The sequence below is a fragment of the Mycobacterium sp. NGS34 genome (assembly GCF_059812845.1).
Genome location: NZ_JCALDM010000013.1, coordinates 23,703 through 39,792 on the forward strand (window position 1 = coordinate 23,703; position 16,090 = coordinate 39,792).

The 16,090-nt window shown below is 66.8% G+C and carries 17 protein-coding genes; 9 read left to right on the forward strand and 8 right to left on the reverse strand.

Annotation, left to right across the window (positions count from 1 at the left end):
- The first annotated feature begins 49 nt into the window (after nucleotides 1–49).
- The 6 genes from AC5Y7V_RS24680 to AC5Y7V_RS24705 are packed head-to-tail and all read left to right on the forward strand — an operon-like array spanning nucleotide 50 to nucleotide 6,366.
- Nucleotides 50–1,288, forward strand: a complete 1,239-nt coding sequence (locus AC5Y7V_RS24680) for a CaiB/BaiF CoA transferase family protein (protein WP_499882666.1) — start codon at nucleotides 50–52, stop codon at nucleotides 1,286–1,288.
- Nucleotides 1,289–1,317: 29 nt separating this feature from the next.
- Entirely contained in the window at nucleotides 1,318–2,487 is a 1,170-nt protein-coding gene (locus AC5Y7V_RS24685) for a CoA transferase (RefSeq protein WP_499882796.1), read from the forward strand.
- Nucleotides 2,484–2,933 (forward strand): VOC family protein, encoded by a 450-nt coding sequence (locus AC5Y7V_RS24690; protein WP_499882667.1) that lies wholly within the window; start codon nucleotides 2,484–2,486, stop codon nucleotides 2,931–2,933. The genes AC5Y7V_RS24685 and AC5Y7V_RS24690 overlap by 4 nt, the downstream gene beginning before the upstream one ends.
- A gap of 51 nt (nucleotides 2,934–2,984) precedes the next feature.
- Complete coding sequence (locus AC5Y7V_RS24695) at nucleotides 2,985–4,178, forward strand: cytochrome P450 (RefSeq protein ID WP_499882668.1); 1,194 nt, start codon at nucleotides 2,985–2,987, stop codon at nucleotides 4,176–4,178.
- Between the two features lie 2 nt (nucleotides 4,179–4,180).
- On the forward strand, nucleotides 4,181–5,224 hold the full coding sequence (locus AC5Y7V_RS24700) for an acyl-CoA dehydrogenase family protein (protein ID WP_499882669.1): 1,044 nt from the start codon (nucleotides 4,181–4,183) through the stop codon (nucleotides 5,222–5,224).
- Between the two features lie 2 nt (nucleotides 5,225–5,226).
- On the forward strand, nucleotides 5,227–6,366 hold the full coding sequence (locus AC5Y7V_RS24705; RefSeq protein WP_499882670.1) for an acyl-CoA dehydrogenase family protein: 1,140 nt from the start codon (nucleotides 5,227–5,229) through the stop codon (nucleotides 6,364–6,366).
- Between the two features lie 10 nt (nucleotides 6,367–6,376).
- Here AC5Y7V_RS24705 and AC5Y7V_RS24710 read toward each other — a convergent pair whose 3' ends face one another.
- A complete protein-coding gene (locus tag AC5Y7V_RS24710) occupies nucleotides 6,377–6,595 on the reverse strand; it encodes a hypothetical protein (RefSeq protein ID WP_499882671.1) in 219 nt (72 codons plus the stop codon).
- 117 nt (nucleotides 6,596–6,712) lie between these two features.
- Between AC5Y7V_RS24710 and AC5Y7V_RS24715 the strand changes: the two genes are divergently transcribed.
- Nucleotides 6,713–8,008, forward strand: a complete 1,296-nt coding sequence (locus tag AC5Y7V_RS24715) for an amidohydrolase family protein (RefSeq protein WP_499882672.1) — start codon at nucleotides 6,713–6,715, stop codon at nucleotides 8,006–8,008.
- Between the two features lie 18 nt (nucleotides 8,009–8,026).
- On the opposite strand, the gene AC5Y7V_RS24720 is transcribed toward AC5Y7V_RS24715, so the two are convergent.
- From AC5Y7V_RS24720 to AC5Y7V_RS24740, 5 genes are all read right to left on the reverse strand, one after another.
- Complete coding sequence (locus AC5Y7V_RS24720) at nucleotides 8,027–8,938, reverse strand: SMP-30/gluconolactonase/LRE family protein (RefSeq protein ID WP_499882673.1); 912 nt, start codon at nucleotides 8,936–8,938, stop codon at nucleotides 8,027–8,029.
- Nucleotides 8,935–9,471 carry a nuclear transport factor 2 family protein gene (locus AC5Y7V_RS24725; RefSeq protein ID WP_499882674.1) on the reverse strand — a complete coding sequence of 179 codons (537 nt, stop codon included), beginning with the start codon at nucleotides 9,469–9,471 and terminating at the stop codon, nucleotides 8,935–8,937. Before AC5Y7V_RS24725 ends, AC5Y7V_RS24720 begins: the two co-directional genes overlap by 4 nt.
- Before the next feature lie 4 nt (nucleotides 9,472–9,475).
- Nucleotides 9,476–10,291 carry an SDR family NAD(P)-dependent oxidoreductase gene (locus AC5Y7V_RS24730; RefSeq protein WP_499882675.1) on the reverse strand — a complete coding sequence of 272 codons (816 nt, stop codon included), beginning with the start codon at nucleotides 10,289–10,291 and terminating at the stop codon, nucleotides 9,476–9,478.
- Between the two features lie 129 nt (nucleotides 10,292–10,420).
- Nucleotides 10,421–11,182, reverse strand: coding sequence for an enoyl-CoA hydratase/isomerase family protein (locus AC5Y7V_RS24735; protein WP_499882676.1), 762 nt, complete (start codon nucleotides 11,180–11,182; stop codon nucleotides 10,421–10,423).
- A gap of 32 nt (nucleotides 11,183–11,214) precedes the next feature.
- Nucleotides 11,215–12,411, reverse strand: a complete 1,197-nt coding sequence (locus AC5Y7V_RS24740) for a cytochrome P450 (RefSeq protein WP_499882677.1) — start codon at nucleotides 12,409–12,411, stop codon at nucleotides 11,215–11,217.
- 100 nt (nucleotides 12,412–12,511) lie between these two features.
- On the opposite strand from AC5Y7V_RS24740, the gene AC5Y7V_RS24745 reads away from it, so the two are divergent.
- Nucleotides 12,512–13,324, forward strand: a complete 813-nt coding sequence (locus tag AC5Y7V_RS24745; RefSeq protein ID WP_044508157.1) for an enoyl-CoA hydratase-related protein — start codon at nucleotides 12,512–12,514, stop codon at nucleotides 13,322–13,324.
- Nucleotides 13,325–13,326: 2 nt separating this feature from the next.
- The gene (locus AC5Y7V_RS24750; RefSeq protein WP_499882678.1) at nucleotides 13,327–14,529 is read left to right on the forward strand and encodes an acyl-CoA dehydrogenase family protein; all 1,203 of its coding nucleotides are present in this window, start codon (nucleotides 13,327–13,329) and stop codon (nucleotides 14,527–14,529) included.
- A gap of 2 nt (nucleotides 14,530–14,531) precedes the next feature.
- On the opposite strand, the gene AC5Y7V_RS24755 is transcribed toward AC5Y7V_RS24750, so the two are convergent.
- Together AC5Y7V_RS24755 and AC5Y7V_RS24760 are read right to left on the reverse strand one after the other, a co-directional pair.
- Nucleotides 14,532–15,290: an enoyl-CoA hydratase/isomerase family protein gene (locus AC5Y7V_RS24755; protein WP_499882679.1), complete on the reverse strand. Its 759-nt coding sequence runs from the start codon at nucleotides 15,288–15,290 to the stop codon at nucleotides 14,532–14,534.
- Nucleotides 15,287–16,087 (reverse strand): enoyl-CoA hydratase/isomerase family protein, encoded by an 801-nt coding sequence (locus tag AC5Y7V_RS24760; RefSeq protein ID WP_499882680.1) that lies wholly within the window; start codon nucleotides 16,085–16,087, stop codon nucleotides 15,287–15,289. The genes AC5Y7V_RS24755 and AC5Y7V_RS24760 overlap by 4 nt, the downstream gene beginning before the upstream one ends.
- Nucleotides 16,088–16,090: the final 3 nt, after the last annotated feature.

The window sequence follows — 16,090 nt, forward strand, 5'->3', positions numbered from 1 at the left end:
GACGCGCCCGGGCCCGTTGGCAGCAGAACAAATAATGTTCTATTGTTGCATGGTGCCCGCTGGTTTGTCCCACCTTCGCGTGTGCGACCTGGGCGGTCAACTGGCCGGTGCCGGGGCGACGAAAATCCTGGCGGCCTTCGGCGCCGAGGTCGTCCGAGTCGAAGACCCAGTCACCCGCGGGATGTGGGATGCGTTGCGCGGCGTAGGCCCGTTCGTCGACGAGCGGCGGGGCGTGAATCTGGGCGCCGGCTTCAACAACCACAACGTGGGCAAGCTCGGGGTGACCATCAACCTGCGTGTGGAGGCAGGCAAGGAGCTGCTGCGTGAACTGATCGCCGTCTCCGACATCGTCTGCGAGAATTTCGCGGCCGGCGTGCTGGACAGGATGGGTTTCGGCTACGACGAGCTGCGCCGGATCAAGCCGGACATCATCTACGTCTCCAACTGCGGCTTCGGACAGAGCGGCCCGTACCGCGATTTCAAGACCTGGGGTCCGATCGTTCAGGCACTGAGCGGCCTGACCTTCACCGCCGGGCTGCCCGAGCACGAGCCCGCGGGATGGGGCTACTCGTATATGGACCACATCGCCGCGTACTACATGACGGTCGCCATTCTGGCGGCACTGCATCAGCGCGCACGCACCGGCGAGGGCCAGCACATCGATTTGGCCACGGTGCCGGCGGGTATCGCGATGCTGCCCGCCGAGGTGTTGGACTGGACCGTCAACGAGCGGCCCACGCGCAGGGCGGGGCTCCCGGCCGGCAACCACGCCGACTTCGGTGAGATGGCCCCGCATGGGATCTACCCCTGCCTGGGCGAGGACCGGTGGATAGCGATCGCCTGCCGCGACGACCGGGATGTCGCGCTGCTGTCCAAGGTCATCGACGAACCGCGCCTGACAGACGACCGGTTCGCCACCCTGGAGCAGAGGTTGCTCGGTGCCGCCGCACTCGACGAACTCGTCGGCGCCTGCACCCGGACCCGCGAAGCCTCCTCGCTGGCAGCCGAACTCAGCGCGGCCGGGGTTCCGGCGAGCGTCGTCAAGTCGCCCCGGGAACGGATCGATGAAGACCCGGACCTCGCCGAGTGGGGGCTCTTTCCGACCGTGACGCACCCCGAAATCGGGTCGGTGCGCGTCGAAGGGCTGCCCTTGCGAATGTCGGCCTCGCCGTGGAGCATTTCGCGGGCCGCGCCTTGTCTGGGCGAACACAACCGTGACGTGCTGGGCGGGCTGCTCGGGCGCAGCGATCAGGAGTTGGGCGAATTGACGAAGCAGGGTGTGATCTGAACGCGCTGAGCGGGCTCCGCGTCGTCGAGATCAGCGGCCAGTTCACCCCCGTCGGGGGAAGGCTGCTCGCCGAACTCGGCGCGGAGGTCGTCGTGGTCGAACCTCCAACGGGATCCTCACACCGGTCGCGACCGCCGTTCGCGCACGACAACATTGGGCCGGACACTAGCCTGCGCTGGTGGAGCGGCAACGTGGGCAAGCGGTCAGTGACCGTCGACCTCGACACCCCGCACGGTGTCAGCGCATTGGGGCGCCTGATCGCCAGCGCCGACGTCGTGATATCCGGTGCCGGCCCCCTCGGCGATGTCCGGCACCCGTCCCTGATCTGGGTGGCGGTCACCCCCTTCGGGCTCGACAGCGTGCGGGCCGACCAACCGGTCACCGACCTCACCATGCTCGCCGGCGGGGGGCCGGTCTGGAACTGCGGCTACGACGACCACTCGGTCCCGCCGATTCGCGGCGCCGGCGAGCAGTCGGCCAACATCGCCGGCCTGTATTGCGCGATCGGCGCGCTGGTCGCCTTGGCGCACCGCGACCAGACCGGCGAGGGTCAGCTCGTCGACGTCAGCGTCAACGCGGCCTGCAACGTCAGCTCCGAGCAGACGACGTATCACTGGCTGGTCAACAACGAGACGTGCGTCCGGCAGACCGGCCGTCACGCATACTTCACGCGGAGCCAACCGACCCAGGTCCGATGCGTGGACGGCGCCTACGCCACCACCGGCGTGCTACCCCGCAAGCCGCACGAATTCGCGAACCTGCTGACTTGGCTCGCCGACCTCGGCCTCACCGACGAGCTTCCCGAGGCGGTGTTCTTGGAAATGGCCGCCTCTCGCGACGAGCCGGTCGACATCGCGATGATCGGCGCCGACGACGAGACCACCGCGATCCTGACGGCGGCCCGCGACGCCATCACCTTGATCGCGTCCCGCATGCCGGCCAACGAGTACTTCCTGCAAAGCCAGCGACGCGGATTCCCCGCGGGAGCGGTGCTGTCCCCCGATGAGGCCTTCGAGAACGAACACATCGCCGCCCGTGGGTTTCATGTGCCGGTCGACCACCCCGAACTGGGGGAGACCTTCCGCTATCCGGGCATGCCATACCTGTTCAGCGCCGATCCCGCAGACGGCCGCGCACGGCCACCCCTGCTCGGGGAACACAATGCATTGCTCGACGAACTCGCCGACGACACCGCATGAGTTCCGGGGACCGCCTCACGCATATCGGGTTGTGCGTCAGCGATCTGGAAAGGTCGGTCCAGTTCTATTGCGTGGCATTGGGATTCGACGAATGCGGTCGGCTGCGCGTCGACAGCCCCGAGACGGCGCGGCTGCTCGGTGTGCCCGGGCTGGTGCTCGACCTCGTCTACCTGCAACGCGACGGGTTTCGCCTCGAGTTGCTCAGCTACCCGGCGCCGGGCGTTCGGGAAAAGCGCCGGCCCCGCCGGATGAACGCGGTGGGCTTTACGCACCTGTCGTTCCGAGTTGACGACCCGGACGCGCACGTCGCGCGCATCGAGCGCCTGGGTGGCCAAGCCCGACCGGAACGAACGGTCACTTTCGAGGGCGGCAACCGGGGACTGATGACCACCGACCCCGACGGCAACTGGATCGAGTTGATCGAACGCACGCCGCCGGGCGGCTGATCAATTAGTCACTGAGCGTTCGATTGTTCATCGCGATGATAGAGTCGTGCTGTGCCAGCGACCAGCGAGTTGATGTATTCGCCGTTCTCCAAGGCGATCTTCGACGATCCATACCCGGTGTACCGGAGATTGCGCGACGAGGCGCCGGTCTACCGGGATCCCGAGAACCGCTGGTGGGTCCTGTCCAGGTTCGACGACGTTTCGCAGGCTTTGCGGGACTGGGAGACGTTTTCGTCCAAGCGCGGGCCGGCGCCGGAGAACCCGGACAACGACGGCCGCAAATACTCGGTGATCTCGATGGATCCGCCCCGCCACGATCGCATTCGCGGCGTCCTCAAAGGTTTCTTCACCCCAAAAGCGGTCGCTGCCATGGAGTCTGCCCTGCGGGCGGTGGTCAACACTCACCTGGGCCGGCTGCGATCGGGTACCACCGTCGACGCGATGGAGGCCTTCGCGTTCTCGGTGCCCACGGACGTGATCGGGGATCTCCTCGGTGTGCCGCACAGCGACCGGGCGCAGCTCCGGGTCTGGTGGGAGGCCTTTCTCACCAGGGAGGAAGGACAGGTCGCGATGCCGGCCAAGGCCATTGAAGCCAACCGCCTGATCGGCCAGTACATCGGGGACCTGATCGAGCGGCGCCGCACCGACCCCGGCGACGACCTCGTCAGCGTCGTGCTGCAAGCCACGTTCGACGACCCCGAAGCCGGCGGCCAGCGCGCCTTGACCCCGCACGAGGTGCTGATGTTCTGTAATCTCCTGTCGGCCGCCGGCTCGGAAACCACGCAGAAGCTGATCTCCAACGGCCTCGTCGCGCTCGCCGAGCACCCCGAGGAGTGGCAGCGCATCGTGAAGGACCGCAGCCTCATTCCCGCCGCCGTGAACGAGGCGCTGCGCTACGACACCCCGAGCCACTGGGTGGCCCGCACCTTGACCCGGCCCATCGAGCGTCACGGCGTCACCATGGACGCCGGCGACTGGGTGCTGCTGCTCCTGGGCAGCGCCAACCGCGACGAACGGCGCTACCACGACCCCGACCGCTTCATCGTCGGCAGGCCGCGCGGCACCGATGTGTACTTCGGGTGGGGAATCCACATCTGTCTCGGGCAGTGGTTGGCGCGCCGGGAGGCGCAGCTGGTGTTCGAATATGTCGCTGACAAGTTCCCCGACTACGCCATCGGCGCGCGCGAGCGCGTGCTCACCGCGACGGTGCGCGGATACACCAGCGTGGAGATGGCCCTGCGCTGACCATGGACATCGCCTTCACCGACGAGCAGCAACTGCTCCGTGACACCGCCGCGCAGCTGGGGGAGGGCGTGGGGGTCACCAGTGCGGACGAGATCCCGACCGGCGAGGCGCTCGACGCCCAGTGGTGCCGCCTGGTGGATCTCGGTGTGCCAACGCTGCGTTCGCCGCGCCTGTGCGGACTCGAGGCGAGCGGCGTGGAAACCGTCATAGTCGTCGAAGAACTCGCCAGAACCCTCAGCGCCGTTCCGGTGGTGGGCCAAGCGGTGCTGGCCACCGAACTCTTGGAGGCGGCCGGAGCCGAGAAGGAACTGGAGCTCATCGCGGAAGGCGGCCTTCGGCTGGCGCCTGTGCTGGGCCCCGACCTTGTGGGTTTCGGCTCGGCTCACCGACCGGGGGTGGCATTCGACGCCGCGGGCGCCACCCACGGACTACTGGCCACCCACACCGACGGACAACGCCGGCTTGTGTGCGCACCGCTGGGCGGCGCCGAGCACCGCGCGCTGGACCTGACGCGTGAATTCCATTGCTTTGCAGCCGATGCGGCCGCCTCGGCGGTGGTGACCGGAGAACCCATCGATGACGAACGGTGGCGGCGGGTGGAGTCGCTGGCCATGACCGCCGTCGCCGCCGACCTGGTTGGTGTCATGCAGGGTGCCCTGGACGACGCGGTCCGCTATGCGGGTGAGCGTGCTCAATTCGGGGCGAAGATCGGCTCGTTTCAGGCCGTGGGCCATCTGCTCGCCGATGCCCTGGTGCAGGTGGAAGGCGCCCGGAGTTGCCTCTGGCACGCCGCGTGGGCGATCGACCACTCGCCGGCCGACGAGGCGCGGCTGGCGGCGATGACGGCCAAGGCATACGCCTCGGCCGCGGGCCGGGAGGTGGTGGAGACCACGGTTCAGGTCTTTGGTGGCATCGCGATCACCTGGGAGCACGTTTCACACCTGCGGCTGCGCCGGGCGCTGTTGGACCGGCGGTTGTTCGGCGACGAGACGGTCCACTACGAGGCCATCGCCGCGCTGCGGCTGGCGAACTGGGATCTTGCTTAGCCATGGATTTCGACGACAGCGCACCCGAAGCGCAGTTCCGCGCCGAGCTGAGGCAGTGGCTGTCCGACCACGCTGCCGACGCCGCGATCCCCGACGACCCGGCTGCGCGGGCTGACGCGCAAAATGCTTGGCACCAAACGCTTTACGAAGCGGGATACATCGGGTTGTCCTTCCCTGTCGAGTATGGGGGGCATGGTAAGGCGCCGGTGTACGAGGCGATCCTCAACGACGAGCTCGGGCGGGCCGGTGCCGCGCCCATCGAGGGGGTCGGTCACCTCAGCAACGCGTTGCGTCTGTTCGGGACCGACGAGCAGCGCGACACGCTGCTGCCCGGCCTGCTGTCCGGCCGCGTGCGCTGGTGTCAGGGGTTCTCCGAACCCGAGGCCGGATCCGACCTCGCCGGCCTCAAGACCCGGGCCGATTTCATCGCCACCGGCGGGCGGGAGATGTTTCGCGTCAACGGCCGCAAGATCTGGACGAGCTTCGGTGCGGTTGCCGACTGGTGCTTCCTGCTGTGCCGCACCGAGGCGGAGGCACCGAAGCACGCGGGCATTTCCGTGTTGTTGGTGCCGATGTCGACGCCCGGCATCGACGTGCGGCCCATCGTGAACGCCGCGCGCAACCGCGAGTTCACCGAGATCACGTTCGACAACGTGGACGTACCCGCGGGCAACCTGCTCGGCAAACGCGGGGAGGGCTGGTCCATCGCCAATCAGTTGCTTGCCTACGAGCGCGGTCCCAGCGACATCAACTGGATCGGCCGGCTCAAAACCCAGCTACGGCGCCTCGAGGACGACGTTCGCGTTGGCTGGCTCGAAGATTCGCCATCGGCGCGGGCCCGACTCGGGCAGGCTTACGTGGAGTTGCGTGCGCTGCAGATCAAGGTTCTGAGATCTCTCACGGAGCGCCAAAACGGCAGGCTTCCCGGGCCTGAGGGGTCAGTAGACAAATTGCTCATGACGCGCGCCGACCAGTTCTTCGCCCACGTCATGATGGATCTTTCGGCCAGTGGCCCACTCCTCACCGAAGGCCTCGAGTGGGACATCTACGTGTGGTCGCGCGCCGCCGGCATCTACGGCGGAACCGCTCAAATCCAGCGCAACATCGTCGCGCAACGGGTGCTGGGCTTGCCGCGGGCCTGAGTGGGCCGGGTCAGCCCTGCGGGTCCCCGGCCAGGTGCTTGTAAGCCTCCTTGAGCCCCTTGAGTCGTCGCATCAGGGTCTCGTCGTTGTCATCCGAAGCGCCGAGTTTGGCACTGACGTCGGCTATTTCGGCGGCGAGGCGTGCGGCCGCCTCACCTTTGGTGAGCAGGTCCTGGTCGGCCCAATCGTCGTGCGGGATGCGCGACTGTGGGGTATCCGGTTGTGTCATGGCTCTCCTTGATGCGCCGTGTTCGTTTGAGCTCTGGCCACGATCGGCGCTATAGTCAACTAGTCATAATCTGTTCACTTGTACCGTATCGCACGATTTCGAGAAACGACTCCCACAATGCCGCTGCAACCTTCGATGAAGCTCCTGTCCGTCGACGACCACCTGATCGAGCCACCGCAGGTCTGGGCGGACAGGCTGCCGAAGAAATTCGTCGACGACGGTCCCCACATCGTCGATTTTCCGCGCGACGGGGCCCCGCCGGTACAGCAGTGGGTGTACGAGGGCAGGCCCTATCCCAACATCGGGCTGAACGCGGTCGCCGGCAAGTCGCCGGAGGAGTTCGGCGTCGACCCAATCCGCTACGCCGACATGATCCCCGGGTGCTATGACCCGAAAGCCCGGCTGGCGGACATGGACATCGACGGCGTGCACGCCATGCTGTGCTTTCCGTCCTTCCCGCGCTTCTGTGGCACCGTGTTCCTGGAAGGCGAGGACAAGGAACTGGCGCATCTGTCCGTCCAGGCGTGGAACGACTTCTCGCTCGACGAGTGGTGCGCCACCGACCCCGCCCGCTTCATCCCGATGGCGATCACGCCGCTGTGGGACCCGGCCCTGATCGTCGCCGAGATCGAGCGGGTGGCGGCCAAGGGGGCGAGAGCGATCGGGCTGCCGGACAACCCGACCAACCTGAAGCTGCCCAGCTACCACACGGCGTACTGGGAGCCGGTGTGGTCGGCGCTCGAAGAGACCAACCTGACCGCGGTGATGCATTTCGGCAGTGGCGGATTCCCACCCCAGACCGCGCCCGAGGCACCCTTCGCGGTGATGATCACGTTGATGGGTACCACGTCCATGGCCGCGGCGACCGAGCTCATCTTCTCGCCGGTGTTCCACAAGCACCCGAACCTCAAAGTCGCGTTCTCCGAAGGCGGCGTCGGCTGGATGCCGTACCTCGTCGAGCGCGCGGACTACGTCTGGCGCAAGCACAAGTTCTACCAGAACATCCATCCCACGGTGGCGCCGTCGGAATTGTTCCGGCGCAACATCGCCGGATGCTTCATCGAAGACGAAGTCGGCATGTCGATGCGCCACCAGATTGGTATCGACAACATCACCTGGGAATGCGACTACCCGCACTCCGACTCGTTCTGGCCCAAGAGCCGCGCGCGCGCCGAGGAGATGCTCGCGGACGTGCCCGACGAGGAGGCCGCCAAGATCGTCGAACTCAACACGCGGCGCTGGTACGCCTTCCCCGAGGACGGCTTCAAATCCTGTACCGCGGATGCCGGGTGGCGCCCCAATGGCGGCAACCCGCCAGAGTATGACTACGACGAGGTCATGGCCGACCACGGTGGCATCGGCTTGGAGGCCTTTCTGAACAAGATGGAAGAGCAGAAGTCGCATAAGGTTTGATCTGGCTCACGCGCCCAGTCAGGTCTCGACGCTGACCAATCGTCCCGACGATGCGAGCGTCATGAATAAGGTGCGGCCATCGGGGCTCAGTGCGACGTTGGTGGTCATCGGGTCGTCGGCGGGAATCGCGTCCAGCAGTTCGCCGGCCGGGGAGAAGACGGTGACCCCGCCCGTCCCGAGCGTTGCGACGAGGATCCGGCCGGCAGCGTCCACGCAGAGCCCGTCGGCCCCTCCGACATTCAGCGGACCGCCGCTGGGCACTGTTGCCAGACCGCGCGCCCGGGACACCACTCCGGGCCCGTCGAGGGTGAATTCCCAGACCCGGCGCGTGCGCGTCTCGGCCACGTAGAGCAACGCCCCGTCCGGGGATAGGGCCACGCCGTTGGGCATCTCGAGTGGGTAGACGATCTCGCGAAGTCCACCGTCGACGGTGCCGTAGAGCAGTCCGGTCATGCCGCGGTTGCGGTTGCGCGTGGCTCCGCCGTCGGTGACATAGAAGCCACCATCGCCGTCGACGCAGATGTCGCTTGGCCGCATCAGCGCCAGCGTGCTGCCGGAGCGCGTGGTGAATTCGGTGAACAGGGTGCTGACCTGACCGCCGGCTTCGACCAGCTGCAGCGCGGGAGCGACGGGGTGGTCGGGCGGCCCCACCGGCCGGAAAAGGGTTGCGCAGCCGGCGAAGTCGTACGGCCACGGGCCGAGCCCGAAGGTGGAGCCGCCGTTCTGGCATACCACCAGCCGCCCGTCCGGAAGCCGGGCCACCCCGTTGGGGCCGCCGCCGGTCTCGGCAACCGTCTCGGTGACGCCGTCCGGGCGGACGCGCGTGATCCTGCCGGCAGCCATCTCCGACACCACGACGGAGCCGTCGTCGAATGCGATCGGGCTTTCGGGGAAGGCCAGCCCCTCGGCTAGGCAGCGGCCGGAGCTCACGGCCGCGTTTCCCCGTCGGCCTTGCTCTGCCACCAAGCCGTGAAGACCGGGTCGGCCAGCGGCAGGTCACCGACGCCGGTCTGGTTTCGTGGCCAGGCTGCGGCTTCTTGCGTCAGGGGCGACGGCCGGCGGCTCACGCCGTAGAACAGGCGATGCCGTCGATGCAGGAAAAGCCAACGCCCGCTGTGCCGCTCGTAGCGGTCCTCGTACTTGATGAGCTGTTCGACAAACCCCTCGGCGTGGGTCTGGGCGAAACACTGGGCCCAAACCTGTCCACGGGCGCGATCCGCTGTGTCCAGCTCGACGAGGTGGTTAGCGATGAGGATGACCGCGAATACGCTACCGTCGACGCTGGCCGACATCAGCCGGCGCAGCGCCTCGGGGCCCTCTCCGTGGTCGCCGAACCGGGCGTGCGGGACGAACAATTCGGCCATCGCATCGACGTCCCGCGTTTCGATCGCGACGGCGTAGCGGTAGGGCAGTTGACGAATCTCTTCCTTCGCCAACAGGTCTCGGACTTGCGCGTCGTGCATGGGGCTACGGCACCGGCGTCGGCGGGCCGAGTATGTAGTGCCCCGATTGCGGGTGGTGATACCAGCCGCCGGCCGCCGATGTCCCGCCGTCGACGTGCAGCGTCTGCCCGGTCACGTAAGCGCTGAGGTCGCTGGCGAGGAATATTGCGGCTCCGGCCATTTCGTCGACGTGGCCGGCCCGGCCCATCGGCACCATGAGTTTGGCGTTCTCGACGCCGTTGGGGGCCATCTGCTGCAGGCTCTCGGTGAGCGTGAAGTCGGGCGCGAGCCCATTGACGCGGATATTGTGCTGCGCGAGCTCCAGCGCCGCGGTTTTCGTGAAGTTGACGAGCCCGGCTTTGGCCGCGGCATAGGCGGCGAACCCGGGCGCGGCCCGTACCGCCTCGATCGTGCTGATGTTGATGACGCTGCCGCCCTGTCCTGCCTCGACCATGGCGCGCGCGACCCGTTGGGTGCAGAGCAGGACCTGGGTTAGGTTGACCCTGATCAGGGCCTCCCAGCCGTTCAGTGACGTTTCGAGAAGGCCAGACCAGAAGACGCCGCCGGCGTTGTTGACCAGAACGGTTGGTATTCCCAGCTCCTCGACCGTGGCCTTGAGGGCGGCGTCGACCTGCTCGGCGTTACGTACGTCGGTAACGCACGGGAGGCCGCCGACCTGCGCGGCCACGGACGTCGCCGTCTGCGCATCCTTCTCCCAGATGGCCACCCGAGCACCGAATTCCGTGAAGGCCCGGGCGATCGCGCTTCCGATCCCGCCCCCACCGCCCGTCACCACGGCAACGCGGCCGTCGAGCGAAGCGGCGTTCCGGTGCAGCGTCATTCGCTTCTCCTCACGCCCACGGGACGGCATCGGGGAGCGGGCCTCCACCGGCTCGCGGCGAGTGACAGATTAACACTGAGTGTTCCATTATCCAATCGAGTCATCGCGGCATCGGGCAACCGCGAGAGCTCAGCGTCCACGAAAGTTCGGGTCGCGTCGCTCGGTGAAAGCCGCCATGCCCTCGGCGACGTCGTCGGTCGCGGCGACCTGCTCCACCAACAGCGCCTCGGTCCGAAACGCGGCTTCGCGGTCGACGTCGAACGCCTGATTCAGCATCGCCTTGGCCGCCGCCAGCGCGCGGGTGGGCCCGCTGGCGAGGCGGCGGGCCCAGGCGGCGGTCTCGGCTTCGAGGTCGGCGGCGGCGACGACCTTGTTGACCAAGCCGAGGCGTTCGGCCTCCGCCGCGGACAGCTCCTCGCCGAAGAACAGCAGCTGCTTTGCGACGTTGAAGGGGACCTTGCGCGCCAGCAGATAGGCGGCCCCCCCGTCGGGGGCGAGCCCGCGCCGCGCGAAAAGCTCGATGATTCGGGCATTTTCGGAGGCCACGATGAGATCGCACGCCAGCACCATGCTCGCGCCCACGCCGGCGGCGATCCCGTTGAGCGCGCATACAACGGGCTTCTCGCAGTCGAGCAACGCGGACACCACCGCCTGAGACCCGGTACGCAAGATGCGGGCGGCGTCGCCCGCAACCCGATCTTTCTTGGGCTGCATTCCGGGGTCCCGCAGATTCGGTCCCGTACAGAAATGCTTGTCCCCGCGGCCGGTCAGGACCACCGCCCTGACACCTGGCTCGTCGGAGGCCGACCTCAGGTTTTCGATGAGGGCCTGCTGCACCGCCCGCGTCACCGAATTGCCGGCCTCGGGGCGGTCCAAGACCAACCAGAGCACCGCGCCTTCCGTGCGGACAGTAAGGCCGGGGGTCACAGCCGCATCGGCACGCTGGCGGGGCCGCGCACGGAATTGGTGTGCACGTACGTCACCGCGCCGCGGTCGACGTCCCAGGTCGGGAAACGCTTCAACGTCTCCTCGAGCGCTACCCGGGCCTCGAGGCGGGCCAGCGCCGCGCCCAGGCAGAAGTGTGAACCATGGCCGAAGCTGATGTGCCGGATCCCCGTGCGCTCGACGTCAAGCACGTCGGGGTTCTCGTATTGGCGTTCGTCGCGGCCCGCCGACCCCGTCAGCAGCGCAACGCGCGAACCCGCCGGGATGAGCGTCCCGTTGTAGGTGACGTCGCGTTCCGTGTAGCGGCCCTGCACGGGCGACGGGGCGTCGTAACGCAGCAGTTCCTCCACGGCGTTGCCGATCAGGTCAGGGCGGTCGACCAGCTTGGCCCGCTGGTCGGGGTACTGCGCCAGCGTCAGCGCGGCCCATCCCAGCAGGCGCGCAACGGTCTCGTTGCCGGCGACGTTGATCATCGCGATGAACATCAACACTTCGCCATCGTCCAGGCGACGGGTCTCGCGGCCCGCCTGGACCAGGTCGGAAGTCATCAGGTTGCCGACGATGTCGTCGGTCGGTGCGGCCCGCCGTCGCTGAATCTGATCGGCGTAATAGCCCAGCAGCTTCGCGTTGGCCTGCTGGCCCTCCTCGCTCAGCTGGGTCGCGCCCTCGTCGCGGTGTAGCTGGGCATCCGACCACTCGCGCAGGTTGTCGTGGTCTTCCTCGGGGAAGCCGAGTAGCGAGCTGATCACCATCACCGGTAGCTTCATCGAGAAGTCGCGCACGTAGTCAAAACCGTCCGTTCCCACAAAAGCATCCAGGTAGTCGCAGCACAGCGAGCGCACCCGGTCCTCGAGCTGGGCGATCTGGGTGCGAAAGAATGTGCGATTGACCATTTTTCGCATTGCGGTGTGGTCGGGTGGATCCATCATGATCATCGCCCGGGGCGACGGCCACGGCTCGTCGGTGATCGCGTCGAGGGTGATCCCGTGCGACGAGGAAAACGTCTCGGTATCCAGCGACGCTTCCAACACGTCAGCGAACCGGCTCAAAGCGTAGAAGCCGTACTGGTCGTTGTAGTAAGTTGGCGCTTCGTCGCGCAGCCGTTTCCAGACTCCGTACGGATTCTGGTGCAACGCGCGGTCGAACGGATCCCAACGTAACTCGATCGTCGTCATCGGCATCGTCCCTTCCCGGAGAACACTAATACATTATCTGTATAGTTGCACCATGCTGACGGCGCGGCGATCGTCTGCCCGGTGTTGAGGAGGACGAACGATGGAAACGCGAGAACTCGAGCACGTGATCTACCAGAAGGACGGCCCGATCGCGCGGATCATCCTCAACAACCCGGACGCCGCCAATGCCCAGAGCTCGGAAATGGTCCACAGTGTCAACGAGGCGCTTGACGACGCGCAGTACGACTACGACATCAAGGTCGTCATCATCAAGGCCAACGGCAAGGGGTTCTGCTCCGGTCACATCCCCACCGGCGCGTATCCGGAGTTCATGGCCGAACTGCAAGCGTCCGGAAAGGTGTGGCGCTCCGCCGCGCAATTGTTCCTGTGGCCGGTGCTCAAGTTGTGGGAATTCCCCAAGCCGGTGATCGCCCAGGTGCACGGGTACGCGATCGGCGGAGGTACCACCTGGGCGCTGATCCCCGAGATCACCGTGTGTTCCGAGGACGCGTGGTTTCAGATGCCCCTGGTGCCGGGGTTCGGCTTGCCGGGCGCCGAGACCATGTTCGAGCCATGGGTCTTCATGAACTACAAGCGGGCCGCCGAATACCTGTACACCGCCCAGCGGTTGAGCGCGGCGGAAGCGCTCGAATTCGGATTGGTCAACCGTGTGGTGCCTGCCGACCAGCTCGAGGCCACGGTGGAGGAACTTGCCGCACAGATCGCCAAGGCGCCGCTGATCACGTTGCAGGCCGTCAAGTCTGGCGTCATCCGCGCGTGGGAGACGATGGGGTTCCGGACCCATCAGCAGGCCACCAACGACCTGCAGGCGATGGTGACCGGCAGCAAGGAGTTCCAGCAGTTCATGGCGGAGCTGATGAAGAAGGGCTCCAAACCCACCGAGCGCATCTAGCCATGCCGTGCAAGCCCATCATCCAATTCGGCGGTGACGAGAGCACCGAGTCACTGCGGGCTTCGATCCGCGAGTGGCTGGCGCACAACCTGGCCGACGAGTTCCGCCGCAGCGCCGCGAATCCCGACTACTTGCCGCGCGACGCCCACGAGCGTGCGGTCTCGTTCTGCAGAAAGTTGCACGAGCAGGGATGGTTCGTGCCGCACTGGCCCGCCGAGTACGAAGGCGGCGGACGCGGGATCGTCGAACAGGTGGTCATTCGTGAGGAACTCGCTTATGCGGGCGCACCGCTGGTGAACACCAACGGAGTCAACATGCTGGCGCCGGTCTTGTTCAGATACGGGACGCCCGAACAAAAAGCGGAGCATCTGCCGGCCATCGCACGCTCGGAAAGGATGTGGGCACAGGGTTATTCGGAGCCGGAGGCCGGTTCCGACCTGGCGTCGCTGCGCATGACGGCCCGGCGGGACGGCGACGAGTACGTCCTGGACGGACAGAAGACCTGGACGAGCAACGGCGTGCTCGCGGATTGGATCTTCGTCCTGGCGCGCACCTCGCCCGTGGCGGACAAGCGCCAAGCCGGAATCTCGTTCTTCCTCGTGGACCTGGATAGTCCGGGGATCACGCGCCGGCCCATCCGAGCCATGACCGGCTATCCGACGTTTGCCGAGGAATTCTTCGACGCTGTGCGCGTGCCCGCCACCAACCTCGTGGGGGCGGAGGGGGAGGGTTGGACGGTGGGGAAGGCGTTGCTCGACGCCGAGCGGTCGAACATCACCCGGGCATCCCAGGCGCAGCGCTATCTCGACGAGCTCGTCGACTGGTGCCACGCGCAGAAAGGATCCGCGCACGACCCCCTGTCCGACCCGGCCAACCGCATCGCGCTGGCCCGCGCCGTCGAGCGCGTCGAGGTGGGCCGCGCCCTGTCGTATCGCGTGGCGCACCTGCAGGCGGCGGGCGCGCTGGACCCCGTGTTGCCGTCGTTGTCGAAGCTCTATCACTCCGAATTGACCGCCGAGCTGCGCGGACTCGGGGCCCAAATCCTCGGTCCGGCAGGCGAACTCATGCCGGACGATCCGGACGCCGTGCTCGACGGGCACTTCTCAGAAGGCCTCTTGCTGTCGTTGCTGCACACGATCGGCGGGGGCACCAGCGAGATCCAACGCGACCTGATCTCGACGGTCGGGTTGGGACTGCCACGCTGATGTCAGGAGTAGGCGGCTCGCCCTTGGGCGGCCGCCGAGCGTTGCTGCGCCACGGTCGCCATCGCCAGCTCGAGCGGATGAAAGGCGGCGAGCTGCGCGGCCTCGGCCGAATTGATCAGCCGCTTGGTCATTTCGACCGCCCCGGTGTCGGCTTGCGCCAGCTCAAGGGCGATGGCCTGCGCACGCGCAATCGCCGATCCTGGCGCCACCACGTCAGTCACCAGTCCGAGCGTCTCGGCTTCGGCTGCCGTCACTCGGACTCCGCGCAGGAGCAGCGAGGCCGCGCGATGCTTCCCCAACTGCTGAGTAAGGCGCCACGCCAACCCGCCGTCGGGAACAACGGCGCGCGCCACGAACGGCGCGGCGAAGAAGGCGTCGGAAGCGCACACAACCAGGTCGCATGACAGGGCAAGGCTCCAGCCGAGGCCGACGGCCGCGCCCTCGACCGCGGCAATGGTCGGCACCGGCAGTGCTTTGAGTTGCTCCATCACCCGTTGGGCATGTTCGACGCGGCCTGCCGGGCCCAACGGGCCAGGTCCGTGAGCCGGCCCGGTCTTCAAATCGCCACCCGCACAGAAGAATCCATCCGAACCCGCCAACACCACGCCGCGCACGTTATCGTCGACGACGGCGTAAAGCACATGCGAAAGTTCGGTCCACGACTCGTAGCGCAGGGCGTTGCGCTGCCGCGGCCGGTTGAGCAACACGACGGCGATGCCGTCGCGGTCCTCGCGGCGGATCAATGGATCGCTGAATGTCACTGTCGGCCGAGGAACTTGTCGATGGCGGCCCGGTGTTCGGGCGTGGTGAAACACTCAGTCTCCGCGGAGATCCCGTATTCGAGGATGCCGGTGATCGCGCGCTGGGCGTGCAAGTTCAGCGTCCGCTTCGTGTCCTGCACGGCCCGTGGCGGCAACGCGGCGAGGCGGTGAGCAATCGACAGCCCCTCCTGCTTGACATTCGCGTGCGGCACGACCCGGTTGGCCAAGCCTAACTCGACCGCCTTGTCGGCCTTGATGCGTTCGCCGAGCATCAGGTACTCCTTGGCCTTCAACAGGCTCATCAGCAACGGCCACAGCACCGAACCGCCATCGCCGGCCACCAGCCCGCTCGCGACATGTGTATCGGCGAAGAACGCCCGGTCGGACATCAGGACGATGTCGCACAAGACCGCGATGCTGCACCCGAACCCGACCGCGGGCCCGTTGACAGCGGCGACGACGGGCAGCGGAAAGTCGATCATGTCGCGCACGATGCGTCGGGCGTCGCGCATCCCGGCACGGCGAGTGACCGGATTATTGACATGGGTTTCCAGCCACTCCACCAAATTTCCACCGGCGGAGAAGTAATCGCCCGTGCCGGTGATCAGCACCGCGCGCGCTTCGGGATCCTCAGCCAAGGTCGCCCATAGTCTCGTAAATGCCGTGTGCATCGTGTTGTTGACCGCATTGGCGTCGTCGGGATTGTTCAGCGTCACGATCCGGACGGGACCGTCGGCGGCCACGAGGATCTCTTCGCAGCCGGTCAGTTCCGACGTGCCCTGCGGTAGCTCGGTCATGGG